Origin of the sequence: Paraburkholderia sp. GAS82 (genome assembly GCF_050436285.1) — a bacterium.
GTDB lineage: Bacteria > Pseudomonadota > Gammaproteobacteria > Burkholderiales > Burkholderiaceae > Paraburkholderia > Paraburkholderia phenazinium_B.
The window spans coordinates 1,340,673-1,358,843 of record NZ_JBNDLX010000001.1; the positions used below are offsets into that span (position 1 = coordinate 1,340,673).

The 18,171-nt window shown below is 62.4% G+C and carries 18 protein-coding genes; 8 read left to right on the forward strand and 10 right to left on the reverse strand.

Annotated elements, in window-relative coordinates; genetic code table 11:
• Positions 1–476 precede the first annotated feature (476 nt).
• Positions 477–944, forward strand: coding sequence for a GNAT family N-acetyltransferase (locus tag P3T17_RS05895; RefSeq protein WP_429405273.1), 468 nt, complete (start codon positions 477–479; stop codon positions 942–944).
• Between the two features lie 31 nt (positions 945–975).
• Here the strand turns inward: P3T17_RS05895 and P3T17_RS05900 are convergent, their stop codons facing one another.
• The 5 genes from P3T17_RS05900 to P3T17_RS05920 form a co-directional block, all read right to left on the reverse strand.
• Positions 976–1,956 carry an NAD-dependent epimerase/dehydratase family protein gene (locus P3T17_RS05900; RefSeq protein ID WP_429405275.1) on the reverse strand — a complete coding sequence of 327 codons (981 nt, stop codon included), beginning with the start codon at positions 1,954–1,956 and terminating at the stop codon, positions 976–978.
• 80 nt (positions 1,957–2,036) lie between these two features.
• On the reverse strand, positions 2,037–2,834 hold the full coding sequence (locus P3T17_RS05905; protein ID WP_429405277.1) for a BPSS1780 family membrane protein: 798 nt from the start codon (positions 2,832–2,834) through the stop codon (positions 2,037–2,039).
• A 95-nt stretch (positions 2,835–2,929) separates the two neighbouring features.
• Positions 2,930–4,093 (reverse strand): DUF1700 domain-containing protein, encoded by a 1,164-nt coding sequence (locus tag P3T17_RS05910; RefSeq protein WP_429405279.1) that lies wholly within the window; start codon positions 4,091–4,093, stop codon positions 2,930–2,932.
• On the reverse strand, positions 4,090–4,431 hold the full coding sequence (locus P3T17_RS05915) for a PadR family transcriptional regulator (RefSeq protein ID WP_074264746.1): 342 nt from the start codon (positions 4,429–4,431) through the stop codon (positions 4,090–4,092). Before P3T17_RS05915 ends, P3T17_RS05910 begins: the two co-directional genes overlap by 4 nt.
• Before the next feature lie 198 nt (positions 4,432–4,629).
• A complete protein-coding gene (locus tag P3T17_RS05920; protein ID WP_429405281.1) occupies positions 4,630–5,508 on the reverse strand; it encodes a LysR family transcriptional regulator in 879 nt (292 codons plus the stop codon).
• Between the two features lie 100 nt (positions 5,509–5,608).
• On the opposite strand from P3T17_RS05920, the gene P3T17_RS05925 reads away from it, so the two are divergent.
• Positions 5,609–6,595: a zinc-dependent alcohol dehydrogenase family protein gene (locus P3T17_RS05925; RefSeq protein WP_429405283.1), complete on the forward strand. Its 987-nt coding sequence runs from the start codon at positions 5,609–5,611 to the stop codon at positions 6,593–6,595.
• Positions 6,596–6,652: 57 nt separating this feature from the next.
• Here the strand turns inward: P3T17_RS05925 and P3T17_RS05930 are convergent, their stop codons facing one another.
• Positions 6,653–7,243, reverse strand: coding sequence for a BPSL1445 family SYLF domain-containing lipoprotein (locus P3T17_RS05930; protein WP_074264749.1), 591 nt, complete (start codon positions 7,241–7,243; stop codon positions 6,653–6,655).
• Between the two features lie 261 nt (positions 7,244–7,504).
• Here P3T17_RS05930 and P3T17_RS05935 point away from each other — a divergent pair, with 261 nt between their 5' ends.
• Positions 7,505–8,023: an LEA type 2 family protein gene (locus tag P3T17_RS05935; RefSeq protein WP_074264750.1), complete on the forward strand. Its 519-nt coding sequence runs from the start codon at positions 7,505–7,507 to the stop codon at positions 8,021–8,023.
• Between the two features lie 98 nt (positions 8,024–8,121).
• On the opposite strand, the gene P3T17_RS05940 is transcribed toward P3T17_RS05935, so the two are convergent.
• The 4 genes from P3T17_RS05940 to P3T17_RS05955 all read right to left on the reverse strand — a co-directional run bounded on the left by P3T17_RS05940 (position 8,122) and on the right by P3T17_RS05955 (position 14,029).
• Positions 8,122–9,300 (reverse strand): acetyl-CoA C-acyltransferase, encoded by a 1,179-nt coding sequence (locus P3T17_RS05940; RefSeq protein ID WP_429405286.1) that lies wholly within the window; start codon positions 9,298–9,300, stop codon positions 8,122–8,124.
• Positions 9,301–9,423: 123 nt separating this feature from the next.
• A complete protein-coding gene (pncA, locus tag P3T17_RS05945) occupies positions 9,424–10,053 on the reverse strand; it encodes a bifunctional nicotinamidase/pyrazinamidase (RefSeq protein WP_429288507.1) in 630 nt (209 codons plus the stop codon).
• A 92-nt stretch (positions 10,054–10,145) separates the two neighbouring features.
• Positions 10,146–12,230, reverse strand: coding sequence for a 3-hydroxyacyl-CoA dehydrogenase NAD-binding domain-containing protein (locus tag P3T17_RS05950; RefSeq protein ID WP_429405288.1), 2,085 nt, complete (start codon positions 12,228–12,230; stop codon positions 10,146–10,148).
• A 152-nt stretch (positions 12,231–12,382) separates the two neighbouring features.
• Positions 12,383–14,029 carry a 3-(methylthio)propionyl-CoA ligase gene (locus P3T17_RS05955; RefSeq protein ID WP_074264753.1) on the reverse strand — a complete coding sequence of 549 codons (1,647 nt, stop codon included), beginning with the start codon at positions 14,027–14,029 and terminating at the stop codon, positions 12,383–12,385.
• 155 nt (positions 14,030–14,184) lie between these two features.
• On the opposite strand from P3T17_RS05955, the gene P3T17_RS05960 reads away from it, so the two are divergent.
• The 5 genes from P3T17_RS05960 to P3T17_RS05980 all read left to right on the forward strand — a co-directional run bounded on the left by P3T17_RS05960 (position 14,185) and on the right by P3T17_RS05980 (position 18,118).
• A complete protein-coding gene (locus P3T17_RS05960) occupies positions 14,185–15,741 on the forward strand; it encodes a protein adenylyltransferase SelO (RefSeq protein WP_429405290.1) in 1,557 nt (518 codons plus the stop codon).
• 129 nt (positions 15,742–15,870) lie between these two features.
• Complete coding sequence (gene msrB / locus P3T17_RS05965; protein ID WP_074264755.1) at positions 15,871–16,290, forward strand: peptide-methionine (R)-S-oxide reductase MsrB; 420 nt, start codon at positions 15,871–15,873, stop codon at positions 16,288–16,290.
• A 188-nt stretch (positions 16,291–16,478) separates the two neighbouring features.
• On the forward strand, positions 16,479–17,012 hold the full coding sequence (locus P3T17_RS05970; protein WP_074264756.1) for a septation protein A: 534 nt from the start codon (positions 16,479–16,481) through the stop codon (positions 17,010–17,012).
• 1 nt (position 17,013) lies between these two features.
• Complete coding sequence (locus P3T17_RS05975; protein WP_429405292.1) at positions 17,014–17,328, forward strand: BolA family protein; 315 nt, start codon at positions 17,014–17,016, stop codon at positions 17,326–17,328.
• A gap of 10 nt (positions 17,329–17,338) precedes the next feature.
• The gene (locus P3T17_RS05980; RefSeq protein ID WP_074264758.1) at positions 17,339–18,118 is read left to right on the forward strand and encodes a peptidylprolyl isomerase; all 780 of its coding nucleotides are present in this window, start codon (positions 17,339–17,341) and stop codon (positions 18,116–18,118) included.
• Positions 18,119–18,171: the final 53 nt, after the last annotated feature.

Consider the following 18,171-nt stretch of genomic DNA (forward strand, 5'->3'; position numbering starts at 1 on the left):
AAGGTCCTCTGAAAAACGAGATAACCACCTAGTAAAAGGCGCCGAAGACCATTACACTACTGAAGTAGGGCATATACCCTACTTCAGTAGTGTAGTTAAAAGTGAGTCACAAAAAAAAAACCGACCCATAAAGGGTCGGTGGAAAGATTCTGGCCTATTTCGAGGGCCGGGCCAGAACCTGAGAGACTGGTAGTATCGCATTACACGGCGTCATTTGCGGGTAAATCTTTTATTTACCCGCCGCGAAGCGGCCGGGTTGTGACTGGACACAATGAGTGTCTTGTCACAACCCGGCCGCTTCTCGTTTGCCTCGCTAATCCGGGCGTGCCCGGCAGATTATCATAGTGCCGGAACCCGATAAGGATAATCCCCGCGCGGTATTGGCTCAGGCTGCATTTCGGAATCTTACGCAGCAAGACTTCGCTGACCGCTATCATTGCGACGATCGAATCCGTAGACGAAAGACTTTCTCCTCAATGAACATCGCCATCGAAGATCCCGCCCAAGCCGACATCATTGCCCTGCTCGAACATGGCGACGCCGAAGCCGCGAGCCTGTACCCGGCAGAGAGTAACCATCTGTTGCCGATCGACGCGTTGCGCGAACCCAGCGTGCTCTTTCACGTGGCGCGCGACGCAGCCGGCACCGCGCTGGCGACCGGCGCGGTGGTCCTGAAAGGCGACTGGGCGGAAGTCAAACGCATGTGGGTGGAGCCACAGGCACGTGGCCAGGGACTCTCAAAGACCATGCTCGCGACACTTGAGCTCAAAGCCCGTGCGCACGGGGTTCGCTGGCTGCGCCTTGAAACCGGAGTCGACAGTCATTCGGCCCTCGGCCTCTACCGACGTGCGGGCTTTGTCACTCGCGAGCCGTTTGCGGATTACCGTCCCGATCCGTTAAGTGTGTTCATGGAAAAGGATTTGTCCCTGAAGACGACGGTGTAACAGCACGCGCGGCCGAACTGCCGCGCAGACTTTAGCGCACCAGCAGACGAGCGAGCGTTGCGCGCTCTTTCTCCGCGCTCAAGGTCTGGACACCCAGCGGCGAATCCGCTGCGGCGCCGGATTCCCAGCACCATTGAAGCGTGTCCCCAATAGTTTGCGCCACCGGGCGGAACGTAAGCCCCTGCCCGAGCGCGCGCCGATTGTCCGCCTCGAAGATCCCGCCGGCTTCGGCATCGTCTTCAGCGATCCATAGCGGCAGTTCGGTCCAGCCTTCGATCTCCGCTGCGCGAACCTCGTCGTCCGGAGTCCATACGAGTTCGGCGTCGTTTCCGGCTATCCGCACGCACTCGTCGAGGAACTGTCCCATCGTCAGCGCGGCCTGTGGACCCACCGCGTGATAGACGCCGGCAACGCGATCCTCCGCAAGGCGGACCGACCACTCGGCAAGATCTCGCGCATCGATAAACTGAACCGGCCGCTCGCGACGCCCAGGCGCCAGGACCTGTCCACCCGCCGCGACCCGGCACGGCCAATAGGTAAAACGCCCGGTGGGGTCGTATGGACCGACAATCAGCCCCGGCCGCACCACCGCGGCCCGGCCCGGGATGGCCGCCAGAAGCGCTTCCTCCGCGCGCGCTTTCAGTGCGCCGTAGCCCTCATGACCCGCAACCACGTCCGTGCTTTCATCGTAGCGGCGCTTCGGCGGATACGTGCCGTACACGGAAATGGTCGACACGAACGTGTAGTGTGCGGGCGGCTCACCAAGCGTCGAGAGCAGCAGATCGATCTGCTCGGGACCGTAAGCCGACGGGTCGATGACCGCGTCGAACCGGCGGCCCGCCAACGCAGTCAGATTCGTGTTCCGGTCGCCAGTCAGCTTTTCGGCTGCCGGGAACAACGTGGGATTCCGAAGACCGCGATTGAACAGCGTCACCTCGTGCCCCCGCTCCAAGGCCGCCTCGGCAATATGGCGGCCAAGAAACAAGGTTCCCCCCATGATCAGCACTCTCATGCTCGCTCCATCGCCACATCAGGATCACTACGCTCATGCAACATCATCGCAGATGCGTGCTGCGCACATCCACCTCCGGCTTACCGGCCGATAAACACGTCGCGATAAGCGCCGTAGATCGACAGCAGCGGCACGGCGGTCAACACCGGCGTGAGCACCAGGGCGCGCAGGGCCAGCGGGACCATCGGTGCGAACAGTACGGCCACGGTCATCGCAGCAAAGTACATCAGCGTCACGGGCCAGTTGCGTGCGGCGCCGCTGAGGCTTGCGATCATGGCGTCATGCGGGGTCATGTCGTGCAGCATCACCAGAGCCGGTGCGAAGCAGGCCGAGGCGATCGCGACAGCGAAGATCGACGCGCCGAGCAGCGATTCGAGCGCACCGCGCACGCCATGGTCGCCGCCGTAGCTCATTGAAAAGGTGTGCACGCCGGCTGCCGTGACCGACATGTTCAGCGAGACATGGAACGTTGCCAGCAGGATCAGATAGCCCACGGCGACAATTGCTGCGCCGTACAGCCCGATCACGCACAGCGAGTTGCTGCGCCGCGCCAGCGCCGTGAACATCTCACGCACCGATACGGGTTCGCCCTTGCTGGCGCCGTCCTGCACGAACATCAGGCCGCCGACCGCGAGCGGCGCCAGCAGCACCGCCAGCGGGCGCAGCAGCGGCAGAAAACCCAGCAGCGTCGCGAAATCGGCGCAGATCAACAGAACGCTCAGCCACAGCACCGGCTGCATGCTCAGGGCGCGTACGCCGCTCACCAGCCAGTCGGCGATATGCAGGGGATTGACTTCTCTTCCACCGGAAAAAGGCAGTGCCGGCGCACGATGGAGACGGGTTTGCTTAGAAACGTCGCTCGGATAATCGATGTTCATGACAGTTTCCTCAGTTATAGCGAAATGTTTATACGTACTACTAAGGGTTCGGCAATTCGGTACTTCGGTGTTCGGGTATTTCAGCTACTTTTTATTCAGGACGGCTGCTGGCGATCGAGACTCGCCGAGACGACGTCGAGTTGTCGCTTTACGTAGCGCGATACGGCGCGCCAGGTAATTCGTGTCAACCAGATGCACAACGCAAGGCCGATGAGACCGATGGGCAGCATCACGATCGCATAGGTGTATTCGCTTTCCGATGCCGCCACGCGGATCTTGTGATGGCCATCGTCGATGGCAACCTTGCCGTCGCCGATATCCACGGAATCCGAGCCGCTCTGTGCCGTCACATGATTCGGCTTGCCCTGCTGGTCTTCCTGCAGCGTGACGTGGTCGCCGTCGTCGGTGGAGATGTCCCAGACCATCGACTTGGCATCCTTGCCGGTGCGGGCGAGCGACACATGCTCGTCGTCGTCTTTCAGATCGAGGTCGACCACGTCGTCGCGGGCAATGCTCCATGTGCCGTCCTTCTCTTTAGTCAGCAATTGCCGGGCAGCGTCGGAGGTCGCTTCGAACTTGAAATTGTCGTCATCCTTCTTGATTTCGATAGCGCCGGCGCGAGTCACGAGCGAAAGCTTGCTGTCGTCCTGCAGATCGATCACAAAGCGATCGCCGACGATTTTCAGGCCCTTCAGGTTGCCTGGAGTGTCGCTATCGCTAGCGTTGCTGTTCGTTTCCTGCGTGCCCGATGCGTCGGACGCGCCCAGTGCAAGGGCGGCGCTCGCGCTGAAATCGTGCGCCCCCTTGGCGTGCTCGCTGCTGCTAAAACTGAACGGCAGCACGTCGTGGGCGTTCTTGCCGAAGAAGTGATGGCCGCTCAACGCAATCACGCCGACCAGCCCAGCAATCGTGAGTCCCACCGACACCGCGTAGCCCGCCGTCAGCAAAGCCAGGTACACCATGAACGGGATCAGCAGCAGGACATTCAGCAGGCCCAGCGCGGAGATCGACATGATCACGCGAATCAGGTTGCCGAACGAACGGCGGTCCTGCCACTGCCGGTAGCTTGCCTGTGCCTTCAGTTCGCGGGCGAGCTTGACCGGGTCGCCCAGTGCTGCGATCACTTCTTCCTCGCGGCGCCCAGCGGCCAGCGCGTCGCCAATGTACTCGCGATAATCCGCAATGATTTCATCGACCGCAGGCTTCGGCAGACTGCTCAATTCCTGCCGTAGTGCTTCAATGAATACTTCCTGCTTCATGGGGTATCCCCTGTGTTCGTTTTTGTAGCGGGTTGCAACAATACGCCGTTGACTTCATCCACGAAACTGCGCCATTCCTCTTCCATCTCCAGCAGACTGCGGCGACCTGTCCCCGTCAGCGAGTAGTATTTGCGTGGCGGCCCCGAACTCGACTCGACGAGGTAGGTCGACACCCAGGCTTCGGCTTGCAGGCGGCGCATCAACGGATAAATCGTACCTTCGCTGATTTCCATTGTTTCCGCGAGCGTCGACACCAGTTCGTACGCGTAGCTGTCCCCACGGGCCAGGACGGCTAATACGCACATATCGAGCGTTCCCTTTTTTAACTGCGTTTTCATCAAATTCCACGGGTGTAGTGTGTGGTGCAAGGTACCGTGCTATGCACTGTCACCGGACGGACTGCTGGCCTCGGTGACCATGGCTGAAATGTAGCAGGCTCTACTGTTTTATGCAAGGTACCGTTTTATACATATCTCTGAGGTGGGGATTTGGGGGTGGCGAGCGCCTCTAGCCGAGCGCCTCTTTGCCGAGCGCCTCTAGCCGAGCGCCTCTTTGCCGAGCGCCTCTATCGTCACATCCAGCAGGGCCCGCAGGCGCGCCACCCGCCGCAAGTCACGATGGTACCCGAGCCAGACGTCCCGGCCAGGCGGCGCTTCGCCCAGATCGATCCGCCGCAATCCAGGGGTCGAATCGCCCAGCGGACACGGCAGCACCGCAAAACCGCCCCCTTCCGCACACATCCGCGCCTGCGCGCCCCGATTATTGCTGCCAAAGGCGATCCGCGCCTTCGGCAGCATGCGCCTGACCCACTCCACATCGGGCAGCGTGCCGAACGCGCTATCCATGCTGACGAGCGTGTGCCCTTCCCCGTCGCCGGCCCGCGGCGCGACAAGGTCGATGCGCCCATACAAGGCGTATTCCATATGCATCAGTTTGCGCTGGATGACATCGGCCTCCTCGAACGGCGTGATGCGAAACGCCAGATCGGTCTCGCGGCGGGCCAGGTTGTAACGGCGCGAATCCGTCACCAGTTCGAGCGAGACGCCCCGGTGTTGGGCCAGAAACCGCGCAAACACGGGCGTCAGCACATGGACGCCAAACCAGTCCGATGACGATACGCGCAGCAAGCCGGTCAGATGCGCGTCCTTACCGGCCAGCGCTCGTGTGAAACCAAGCGCCTCTTCTTCCATGCGTTCGGCATGGGCGAGAACCGCGGCGCCTTCGTCGGTCAGCACGAAACCGTCGCGGGTGCGCTGGAACAGCGCGTGCCCCACGGTCTCCTCCAACGCACGCAGACGCCGACCCATAGTGGGCTGGGTCTGGCCCGTTTGTCTCGCCGCTGCGCCGAGCGTGCCGTTGCGGGCAATCGCCAGGAACACGCGGACGTCACTCCATTCCAACTCCCGGGCAGTCATTTTTGTTTGTTGTCCGTTCAAAAATGTTGATTTACATACCATTTCGCATGACAGAGTATGAAGGTATCGAAGCGCTGACTCAACCGGAAAGGAAATCATCATGTCGATGCACGCCCTCGTTCTCAACCGCTATCACGGCCCCCTCGAACTCACCGAACTGGCACGGCCGAATCCGGCGCACGGTCAGGTGCTGGTGCGTATCGCAGCGAGCGGCCTGAATCCGCTCGATACAAAAATCCGCGCCGGCAGCGGCGAGCATGCAAAGCATCCATTGCCGCTGGTTCTGGGCATCGATATGGCAGGGGTAGTCGAAGCGGTCGGCCCCGGCGTCGACGCCTTCAAGGTGGGCGACGAGGTGTACGGCATGACCGGCGGCGTCGGCGGCATTCAGGGCTCGCTCGCCCAGTACGCAGCCGTGGACGTCAACCTGCTCGCGCTCAAACCGGCGAATCTGTCGATGCGCGAAGCCGCCGCCCTGCCGCTCGCCTTCATCACGGCCTACGCGGGTATCGTCGACCGGGCGCGGTTGCAGGCCGGCCAAACGGTACTGGTCCAGGGTGGCGCGGGTGGCGTCGGGCACATCGCGGTTCAGCTCGCAGTCGCGCTTGGCGCCCAGGTGTTTGCCACGGCCAGCGCTCGCGATCACGACTTCGTCGCGAGTCTCGGGGCGACACCAATCGACCATCGCACGCAAAGCGTCGAGCAGTATGTAGCAGCCTTAACCGAGGGACGCGGCTTCGACGTGGTGGTCGACACCGTTGGCGGCCCGACACTGGATGCCTCGTTCGCGGCCGTCAAACATTTCGGGCACGTGGTGAGCGCCTTGGGATGGGGAACGCATGCACTCGCGCCGCTCTCGTTTCGCGAAGCCAGCTACTCGGGCGTGTTCACCCTGTATCCGCTTCTGAGCGGCGAGCATCGCGCGCATCATAGCGCCATGCTTCGCGAAGCCACGCGTCTCGCGGAAGCCGGCAAACTCCAGCCGAGACTCGATGCGCGCCGCTTCGATCTGGCTTCAGCAGAACTGGCTTACGAAGCCATCACAAGCGGCACAGCGCGCGGAAAAATTGTGGTGGAGGTGGCATGAGCGAGCGGCGCCCAGCCTGCTTCCATGAAGCAGGAAAATGCCCGGCGGCTCACGAACCTAGATAACCAGCCGCGAAACCTTGGTCCCTTCCAGCGAAATGCCGGCCATCAACCCTGCGTTGGTCAGCACGAAGGCCACCACCGGGCTCATCGCCGTCGACGTATCCAGATTGCCGTTAGCCCCGATCTTCGCCAGCGCGACGGTTGCATCGGCACCAGCTGCCCAGCCCTGGCTTTGCGTGAAACGGTCGAGCGCTTCCTGCGTCAGGAAGGCGAAGATGATCGCCTTGGATTGCGCGCCAATCTGCAACCCAAACGAACCGGCGACGGTGCTGTAGTAGCCGGTGGTCTGGCCATCGACGCGCAAGCCGCCCTGCCCGTACTGCCCACCGAACCAGAAGCCCGCCGCAAACACAGACGGAAACACCAGCACCCCACGCGCTTTGCCGATGATCTCCTGCGAACCATTCACGGTGCTCTGCAGACGCGCGAGTGTCGAATCAATACCGGCGTTGATAGTGTTGCGCTTTTGCGTATAGTCCTCGGCGGTCTCACCCGAGCCGAGCGGTGTGGTGGTGCAACCTGCCAGTGTCAGGCCGCTTGAGGCGAGGAGCACACCGGTGCCGGTAATGAATTGACGTCTGTGCATCGTGGCTTTCCTATGAAGAGAGAGTTGATCGACCGCCAGCGCAAACCACGTTAGTACGGCATTGAAGTCGCTTTTGCGTCCCTCTGCAAGCGTTTCATTGGAATGACATACGGGTGTGCCCGATGACGAATGTCAGGAGCGAAGTCACGCGGTTGGAGATGGGACCGTTGTCGATGCGCCAAGTTCGAATCCACACTGCGATACGCACTACGTTTGCCCGCTACAATAGCGCCCAATCCAGTTCGACTCGAGGTTCCGGCTATGCGCTTTCTTCGTTTGCTGTTGTCTGGCCGCTCTGCCCGTCTGCTGACGGCGGGGCTGTTTGCAGCGTTCGCACTCGGCGGCTGCGCCGGGTGGTTTGGCAACAACGATCCGCTGCACGTCAGTATCGCCGGGCTCGAGCCGATCGCCAGCCAGGGGGCCGAGATGCGCTACAACGTAAAGCTGCGTATCCAGAACCCAAACAGCGGCTCGCTTAGCTTCAGCGGCGTCTCCATCGATCTGCAGCTGAACGGTGCCGACTTTGCCAGCGGCGTCAGCAATCAGCCCGGCGAGGCGCCGGGCTATGGCGAGACGGTTGTCAACGTGCCGGTGACCGCGCCGGCCTTTGCGGTGGTGAACAAGGCCTATTCGGTCGCGGGCAGCGATACGCCGCCGGGCGAGTACCCCTACATCTTGCACGGCAGGCTCGCAGGCGGCCTGACGGGCGGTGGGACGCGCTTTCTCGATCAGGGCGTGCTGTCGCTGCCAAGATCCGGGCCGGGCCTGGCCGGCCAGTGAAACAGAATCAGGCGAGTGAGGAGCATCGCCTGACCGTGCAGCGCATCCAAGCGGCGCCTCCTCTTCAAGCCTTAGCGGCTAGCCTGAGGCGCCGCCGCTTACACCACTTCGAACAGACCCGCTGCGCCCTGCCCGCCGCCGATACACATCGTCACGACCACCAGTTTCGCGCCGCGCCGCTTGCCTTCGATCAGCGCGTGTCCGGTCAGACGCGCACCCGATACGCCGTACGGATGGCCAACCGCAATCGCACCACCGTTCACGTTGAGCCTGTCCTGCGGGATGCCGAGCTTGTCGGCGCAATACAGCACCTGCACGGCGAACGCTTCGTTCAATTCCCACAGGTCGATATCCTCGACCTTCAGCCCAGCCTGCTTGAGCAGCTTCGGCACGGCGAACACCGGACCAATGCCCATCTCGTCCGGCTCGCAGCCGGCCACCGCAAAGCCGCGGAAAATGCCTAGCGGCTGCAGGCCTTCGCACTCGGCGACCTTCGCGTTCATCACCACAGCGGCCGACGCACCGTCGGAAAACTGGCTTGCATTGCCGGCCGTGATCACGCCGCCCGGCATCGCCGTACGAATCTTCGACACGCCTTCGAGCGTGGTATCCGCGCGGATGCCTTCGTCAGCGGCTATCGTCACTTCCCTGGTGAACAGACGCCCGCTCGCCTTGTCGGCGACCCCTGCCAGCACCGTCAGCGGCACGATCTCGTCGTTGAACTTGCCGGCCTCCTGAGCGGCCGCCGCGCGCTGCTGCGAACGCACGCCGTATTCGTCCTGGCGCTCTTTCGAAATCGAATAGCGCTTGGCGACGTTTTCGGCGGTCTGCAACATCGACCAATAGATCTCGGGCTTGTTCTGGTTCAGCCAGCCCTCGAACATCATGTGCCGGTTCATCTCGTTCTGCACGCACGAGATCGACTCGACCCCGCCCGCCACGAACACGTCGCCTTCGCCGGCGATCACGCGCTGTGCGGCGAGCGCAATCGTCTGCAGGCCCGACGAGCAGAAACGGTTGACCGTCATCCCCGGCACGCTGACCGGCAGACCGGCGCGCAAGGCAATCTGCCGCGCGATATTGCCGCCCGTTGCGCCTTCCGGATTCGCGCAGCCCATGATCACGTCTTCGACGCGGGCCGGGTCGAGTTTGGCGCGTTCGACCGCGGCTTGCGTCACATGGCCGCCCAGCGTCGCGCCGTGCGTCATGTTGAAAGCGCCACGCCACGATTTGGCAAGACCCGTGCGGGCGGTCGATACGATTACGGCGTCAGTCATGCAAGTCTCCTGCTTCAAATGTTGAGTGTGGTTCGCTCGCAGCGGTGAACCGCTGAACCGGCTGACCGGTAAACCGGCGCACCACGCCTTACCCTATGCTTCAGCCTGCCAACCCGCGGGCCTTCATTGACCCAGCAGCTCCGCGGACTGCACGCGCCTGACACCTGCGGCATGCAGATCGCGCCAGGCGGCGTCGAGCGAACCGTTGAGATCGATGGCGCGCGAAGCGTCCTCGATCAGCGCAACTTCAAATCCCGCTGTCCGGGCATCGAGCGCGGACCAGCCGACGCAGTAATCCGTCGCAAGGCCGCAGCACCAGACGCGTTTCACGCCCACTTCACGCAGATAACCCGCGAGGCCGGTGGGCGTCGTGCGGTCGGCCTCGAGAAAGGCCGAGTAACTGTCGACGCTGGCATGGTGCCCCTTGCGGATCACCGCGCGCGCATGGGCAATGTCGAGGTCGCGATGCAAAGCGGCCCCAGGCGTGTCCTGCACGCAGTGGACGGGCCAAAGCACCTGCTCGCCATACGGCAGCGCGAGCATCTCGAACGGCGAGCGGCCCGCGTGGTTAGCGGCAAACGAGACGTGCGAAGCCGGGTGCCAGTCCTGCGTCAACACCACGTGACTGAAGCCGCGCGCGAGCCGGTTGATGACCGGCACGACTTCATCGCCATGCGCAACGGCTAGCGCACCGCCCGGCATGAAATCGTTCTGCACGTCGATGACCAGCAGTACGTCCTCGGCATCTTTCATCGCGGCACCTCGCGCCATCTCGTTCACCTTGCTCACTTCACTCAGTCCGCTCACCGTTGGACAGCTGGGCAGCCTCTGCCGAACAGATGCGTCTAGCCGTTGAACCCGCGACCCTGCCCGGCGAGTTCCGCGATGCTCGGCGCCAGCTGCCACGCATCGCCGTTCGCACGCGCCGCATAACCGCGAATCGCCCGCTCGACGTTGTAGAGGCCCACGGTGTCCGCATACAGCATCGGGCCGCCGCGATAGAGCGGGAAACCGTAGCCGGTGAGGTACACCATGTCGATATCCGACGCCTTCGAGGCGATGCCTTCTTCGAGAATCTTCGCGCCTTCGTTGGTCAACGCGAACACCAGACGCTCGACGATTTCCGCGTCGCTGATCTTGCGGCGCTGTGCGCCCGTCTCCTGGGAGTACGACACAATCATCTCGTCGACCAGCTTCGACGGATACGCCGTACGGTCGCCCGCCTTGTAGTCGTACCAGCCGCTGCCGGTCTTCTGCCCGAAGCGGCCCGTCTCGCACAGACGGTCGGCGATCTTCGAGTAATGCATGTCCGGATGTTCCTGATAACGGCGCTTGCGGATCGCCCAGCCGATATCGTTGCCGGCGAGATCGCTCATGCGGAACGGGCCCATCGCAAAGCCAAACTTCTCGATGGCCTTGTCGACCTGCGCCGGCAGCGTGCCTTCTTCGAGCATGAAGAGCGCCTGGCGGATGTACTGCTCGATCATGCGGTTGCCGATGAAGCCGTCGCACACGCCCGACACCACTGCCGTCTTCCTGATCTTTTTGGCCAGTTGCATGACGGTGGCGAGCACGTCTTTCGCCGTTTCCTTGCCGCGCACGACTTCGAGCAGCTTCATCACGTTGGCCGGGCTGAAGAAGTGCATGCCGACCACGTCCTGCGGACGCTTCGTGAAAGCAGCGATCTTGTCGACATCGAGCGTGGAGGTGTTCGAGGCGAGGATCGCGCCGGGCTTCGCCACTTCATCGAGGCGCTTGAACACCTGTTCCTTGACGCCCAGTTCTTCGAAGACCGCTTCCACGATCAGGTCGGCGTGCTTGAGATCGTCGTAGGAGAGCGTGGGCGTGATCAGCCCCATGCGCTGTTCCACTGCCTCGGGCTTCAGCTTGCCCTTCTTGACGGTGGCTTCGTAGTTCTTGCGGATCGTCGCGAGGCCGCGGTCCAGTGCTTCCTGCTTCGTTTCGAGCAGCGTGACCGGCAGACCCGCGTTGATGAAGTTCATCGCGATGCCGCCACCCATCGTGCCGGCACCGATCACAGCCACCTGTTTGATCTCGCGAACCGGCGTATCCGAAGGCACATCAGGAATCTTGCTGGCCGCACGCTCACCGAAGAACGCATGACGCAGCGCACGACTTTCCGGCGTTTGCACCAACGCAATAAAGCACTCACGTTCGAACGCGAGGCCCTTGTCGAAGCCGTTCTTCACGCCCGCTTCGACTGCGTCGATACACTTGAGCGGCGCGGGAAAATTCTTCGCCATCGCGGCGACGGTGTTGCGCGTGAACTGAATGAAACCTTCCGCGTTGGCGTGCTCGATCTTGCGATCGCCCACCTTCGGATGCGCTCCGGCCTGCGCACCGACCTTGCGTGCGAAAGCCAGCGCGGCTTCAGCCAGATTGCCTTCCACCACCTCGTCGAACAGTCCCGAGCCGGCGAGTTTCTCCGACATCACCGGCGTGCCCGAAACGATCATGTTGAGCGCGGCTTCCAGGCCGATTGCGCGCGGCAGACGCTGCGTGCCGCCAGCGCCCGGCAGGATGCCGAGTTTCACTTCCGGCAGCGCGATCTGCGCGCCATGCGCCGCGATCCGGTAATGCGCGCCAAGCGCGAGTTCCAGACCGCCGCCCATCGCGACGCTGTGAATCGCGGCGACCACCGGCTTCGTGCTGCCTTCGACGGCCTTGATGACCGTGTGCAGCGTCGGTTCCTGGGTCGCTTTGGGAGTATTGAATTCGGTGATGTCGGCGCCGCCCGAAAAGGCCTTGCCGGCGCCCGTCAGCACGATGGCCTTGATGGCCGGATCGTTCTGCGCGCGCTCGAGCCCTTCGACGATTCCGGCTCGCGTCGACAGACCGAGCCCATTGACCGGGGGATTGTTTAGCGTAATGACGGCAACGCCGTCATGAGTCGTATAGTCCACTGCCATCTGCCTGCCTCCATGCGGTAAGGCCGCGCATTACGCACTGCCTGTGCCGGTTCATTGTCCGACATTCCGGGTCAGCAAGCAGAATACACAAAAAAGCACGCTCGTTCAATTTATTGCGGAAAGGGTTTCCCCTGGGTCATTGACGCAATGCGTCAGGTCGCACCTTCAAGCGCCGACGGCAGCACGTGATCGCGGAAGATCTCGCGTAACTTCAGCTTCTGCAACTTGCCGGTGGCCGTATGCGGCAACTCGTCGACGAACACCACGTCGTCGGGGATCCACCATTTCGCGACCTTACCCTGATAGAACGCAATCAGCTCGTCGCGAGTCACCTCGACGCCCTTACGCTTGACCACCACCAGCAAAGGCCGCTCGGTCCACTTCGGATGCGCGCACGCGATGCACGCGGCCTCCGCCACTGCGGGGTGAGCGATTGCGACGTTCTCAACGTCGATCGAGCTGATCCATTCGCCGCCTGACTTGATCACGTCCTTGCTGCGGTCGGTGATATGCAGGAAGCTGTCCGGATCGATGGTGGCGACATCGCCGGTCGGAAACCAGCCGTCGACGAGTGGCGAATCGTCATTGCGGAAATACCGGTCGATCACCCAGTGTCCGCGCACATGCAGATTGCCGAACGCGACGCCGTCCCACGGCAACTCATTGCCGTCCGGGTCGACGATCTTCATATCGACGCCGTAGATCACGTGGCCCTGCTTCTCGAGCAGTTCGCGCTGCTCGTCAGGCGAGCGCTGCGACTGTTCCCACGTGAGCTTCGCCAGAGTGCCGAGCGGCGACATCTCGGTCATGCCCCACGCGTGAATCACTTCGACGCCGTACTCGTCCTGGAAGGTGCGCAGCATCGCCGGCGGACAGGCCGAGCCGCCGATCACCGTGCGGTTGAGCGACGAAAAGCGCACACCGGCCTGCTTCATATACGTGAGCAAGCCGAGCCAGACGGTCGGCACACCCGCGGAATACGTGACGCGTTCCGCTTCCATCAATTCGTAGAGCGACTTGCCGTCGAGGTCCTTGCCGGGGAACACGAGTTTCGCGCCCGTCAGCGGCGCTGCGTGCGGAATGCCCCATGCGTTCACATGGAACATCGGCACAACAGGCAGCACCGAGTCTCGCGCGGACAGGCTCATCGCATCCGGCAGCGAAGCACCGTACGCATGCAAGACCGTCGTGCGATGCGAGTACAGCGCACCCTTCGGATTGCCGGTCGTGCCCGAGGTGTAGCAAAGATACGAGGCCGCGCGCTCGTCGATCAGCGGCCATTCGTAGAGGCCATCCTGTGCGGCGAGCAGGGTCTCGTAGCTCAACACGGGCGTCTGCATATCGGGCAGGTGCGCCTCGTCCGTCAGCGCGATCCAGCCACGTACCTTGGGACACTGCGGCGCCAACGTGTCGATCAGATCGGCGAAGCTGATATCGAACAGCACGTAGCTGTCGTCGGCATGATTGACGATGTAGGCGATCTGCTCGGGAAAGAGGCGCGGGTTAATCGTATGGCACACCGAGCCGAAGCCGGTCGTGCCGTAGTACGCCTCCAGATGCCGGTAGCCGCACCAGGCCAAGGTGCCGATCCGCTCGCCCGGCTGCACGCCGAGCGCGATCAGCGCCTGGGCCAGTTGTTTGGCGCGCTTTTCGCAGTCGCGGTAGGTGTAGCGATGCATATCGCCTTCGAGCCGCCGCGAGACGATCTCCGTGTTGCCGAAATGCCGCGCGGCATGCGCCAGCAGCGACGACACGTTGAGCGGCGTGTCCATCATCTGGCCCAGCAACGGCGTCGTCATAAGCAGCGGTCTCCTCGCGGTATTTGTGTCATCTCTCTCAGGTCGGCTGGCTCGCGGCGACTGGCTGGTTCGCCCACTGGCGGAGCGAACAACCGGCCGGCCAGCAGCGCCGCGGGCGCCGACTTACAATATCGGTTAATCCAGAGGCGCTCAACATGTCGTTTTCCCCAAGCATTGCCGGCCTGTCCGGGCCGATGGCGGCGTTCGCCGAGGCCCTCGGCACCTCGCGCGAAGGCGCATTTGCCCAACTCGGCGGCGTCTTTATGACCCGCTTGCCGGCTGCGCCGCTCAGCGCCCCCTATGTGGTCGGGTTTGCCGCCGATACGGCCGCGTTGCTCGGCCTCGAGCCCGAAGCGGTGCGCGATCCCGCCTTCGCCGAGTTCTTCTCCGGCAATACCACCCGTGACTGGCCCGCAGAGGCGATGCCTTATGCGTCGGTGTACTCGGGACATCAGTTTGGCGTGTGGGCCGGACAACTCGGCGACGGCCGCGCACTTGGCCTCGGCGAAGTCGAGCACGACGGTGCCCGCTATGAGTTGCAACTCAAGGGCGCTGGACGCACGCCTTATTCGCGCATGGGCGACGGCCGCGCGGTGTTGCGCTCGTCGATCCGCGAGTATCTGTGCTCGGAAGCGATGCACCACCTTGGTATTCCGACCACGCGCGCGCTGTGTGTGATCGGCTCCGACCAGCCGGTGCGCCGCGAGGAAATGGAAACGGCCGCGGTCGTCACGCGGGTCGCGCCGAGCTTCGTGCGCTTTGGCCACTTCGAGCATTTCTATGCGAACGATCGGGTCGACGCCTTGCAGTCGCTCGCCGACCACGTCATCGAACGCTTTTATCCGCACTGCAAGGAAGCGGACGATCCGTATCTGGCACTGCTGAACGAAGCGGTGTTGTCCACGGCTGATCTGCTCGCGCAATGGCAGGCAGTTGGCTTCTGTCACGGCGTGATGAACACGGACAACATGTCGATCCTCGGTCTCACGATCGACTACGGTCCGTTCGGCTTTCTGGATGGTTTCGATGCCGGCTATATCTGCAATCACTCCGATTCGCAAGGCCGTTATGCGTACCGGATGCAGCCGCAGATCGCCTACTGGAATCTCTTCTGTCTGGCGCAAGGCCTGCTGCCGCTGCTGGGTCAGCAGCACGATGAAAGCGTGCGCAGCGAGGAAGCGGTCAAAGACGCGCAGCGAGTACTCGAAGGCTTCAAGGACCGTTTTGCACCCGCATTGGAGCGCCGCATGCGCGCCAAACTCGGCCTGCAAACCGAATGTCCGGGCGATGACGCCCTGGCCAACCGCCTCTTCGAAGTCATGCAGGCGAACCGCGCCGATTTCACCCTCACCTTCCGCAATCTGGCCCGCGTTTCGAAGCACGACGCGAGCGGCGACGCGCCGGTTCGCGACCTGTTTCTCGACCGCCCGGCCTTCGATGTCTGGGTGAACGACTACCGCGCGCGGCTGTCCGAAGAAACACTCGATGATGCTGAGCGCGCCATTGCAATGAACCGCGTGAACCCTAAATTCATTCTCCGCAATCATCTGGCTGAAACGGCGATTCGCCGCGCCAGGGAGAAGGACTTTTCGGAAGTCGAGCGGCTGGCGCAAGTGCTGCGCCGTCCTTTCGACGACCAACCGGAACACGAAGCTTACGCCGCGCTGCCACCCGACTGGGCCAGTTCGCTGGAAGTCAGTTGCTCGTCGTAAAGCTCGCGTTGGCGTGCTGCTGCCTGGTACCGTTTCTTCGCAGCACGCGTAGCGTGGATGAGCCAGCTCCCTGGCAGACCCGACCCAGAATCAGACCCAGATAGAGACAACCCGAGACAGGAACCGACCATGAACTCCGACGACACCAAGACCTCCCCCGCTGCGGTGCAGAAAGACGATGCCGAATGGCGCAACCAGCTCTCCGACATCGAGTATCAGGTCACCCGCCACGCCGCTACCGAGCGCCCCTTTACCGGCCGTTACCACGATCACTGGGATCGGGGCATTTACGACTGCGTCTGCTGCGGCACACCGCTATTCGAATCGGACACCAAGTTCGACGCCGGCTGCGGCTGGCCGAGCTACTTCAAGCCGATCAACGGCGAAGTGATCGCCGAGAAAACCGACCGCTCGCATGGCATGCTGCGCATCGAAGTGCAGTGCAAGAATTGCGGCGCCCATCTGGGCCATGTGTTCGAGGACGGTCCGGCGCCGACCGGGCTTCGCTACTGCATTAACTCGGCTGCGCTACAATTCGAGCCCAAGTAACGCAACGCAGGCAACGCCAGCCCCGGGACAGACGCGATAGACCCTTCAGCCAGCTTGCGAACCGGCCACCTGGCGCCGGCCGCCAGCCGGCTGCCGAGACGGGTACACACTGCACGCATAATATGGGCGCAAGGCGCCCTTCACTCCGCGCCTATTTTTCCTCATTCCTCCTCGTCCCCGCCCAGATAATGAAATTCCTGTTCGATCTGTTCCCGATCATCCTGTTTTTCGTCGCATTCAAGCTGTGGGGCATTTTCACGGCAACGGCGGTGGCGATCGTCGCGACGCTGGTGCAGATTGCCTGGGTGGCATTCCGTCACCGCAAGGTTGACCCGATGCTGTGGGTCAGCCTCGGCGTCGTCACGGTGTTCGGCGGCGCAACGCTTGTATTGCACAACGATACGTTCATCAAGTGGAAGCCGACCGTGCTCTACTGGGCCTTCTCGGTGGCGCTGATCGTGTCGCAACTGGCGTTCAACAAGAACCTGATCGAAGCGATGATGGGCAAGCAGATCACGCTGCCGCACCGCACGTGGAGCCAGTTGAGCGTGATCTGGGCGGTCTTCTTCGTGCTGCTCGGCATCCTGAACCTGTTCGTGGCCTACCACTTCTCAACCAACGCCTGGGTCAACTTCAAGCTGTTCGGCGCGACCGGGTGCCTAGTGGTGTTCATTGTCGGCCAGAGCCTATGGCTGTCGAAGTACATGAAAGAAGAAGAGTGATATGAGCGACGACACCTTCCTGCATGCCACGACCACCGAACGCGTCGCGCTGATCGAAACACGCCTCGCCGCGGCGCTCGCGCCGGTTACCTCGATCACCGTGCGCGATGACAGTGCCCAACATGCGGGGCATGCGGGCGCCTCCGCAGGCGGTCATTTCAGTGTCACGATTGTTGCGGTTGCATTCGCCGGAAAGCCCCGCGTGGCACGGCACCGCTTGGTGTATGATGCGCTGGCCGATGCCATGCAGCGAGGCATTCACGCGCTCGCAATCACGGCCTACACGCCCGAAGAATTCGATTTGCTGTCCCGTTAGGAAACTTCCGATGACCTTGAAGAAAACCCGCCTCTGGGTATTGCTGGCCGCTTTTGCGGCTGCGCCTGTGTTTGCACAGAACATCGCCGTCGTGAACGGCACGCCGATTCCCAAAGCACGCGTCGATGCGCTCGTCGCTCAACTCGTTCAACAGGGTCAGCAGGACTCGCCGCAATTGCAGACAGCCGTGCGCGAAGAACTGATCAACCGCGAAATCCTGATGCAGGAAGCAGCTCGCCGCGGCATCCCGAACCGCCCGGACGTCAAGGCGCAAGTCGCGGTCGCCCAGCAGACCGTCGTGCTGCGCGCGTTGATCGAAGACTTCGTGAAAAACAACCAGCCGAGCGACGCAGAAGTCAAAGCACGTTACGACGCGCTCGTGAAGGATGCTGGCGGCAAGGAATATCACCTGCACCACATCCTCGTGGATAACGAGGCTCAGGCCAAAGACCTGATCGCCAAGATCAAGGCCGGTGCGAGCTTCGAAGATCTCGCCAAGCAATACTCGAAGGACCCGGGATCGGGCAAGAACGGCGGCGACCTCGACTGGTCGGATCCGAAGGCCTACGTGCCGGAATTCGCCGCTGCGGCCGAGAAGCTGCAGAAAGGCCAGATGACCGACGCGCCGGTGCACACGCAGTTTGGCTGGCACATCATTCGTCTGGACGACACGCGCGATACCGCGCCGCCGCCGCTCGAACAGGTGCGTCAGCAGATCGTTCAGCAGATCCAGCAGGAAAAACTGCAGGCGTTTGAAGAGAGTCTGCGGAAGAACGCGAAGGTGCAGTAACGGGTAGGGGGTTGCGCTGATGGGCTTTTGTCCTGGGGTGTCACCCGCCAACC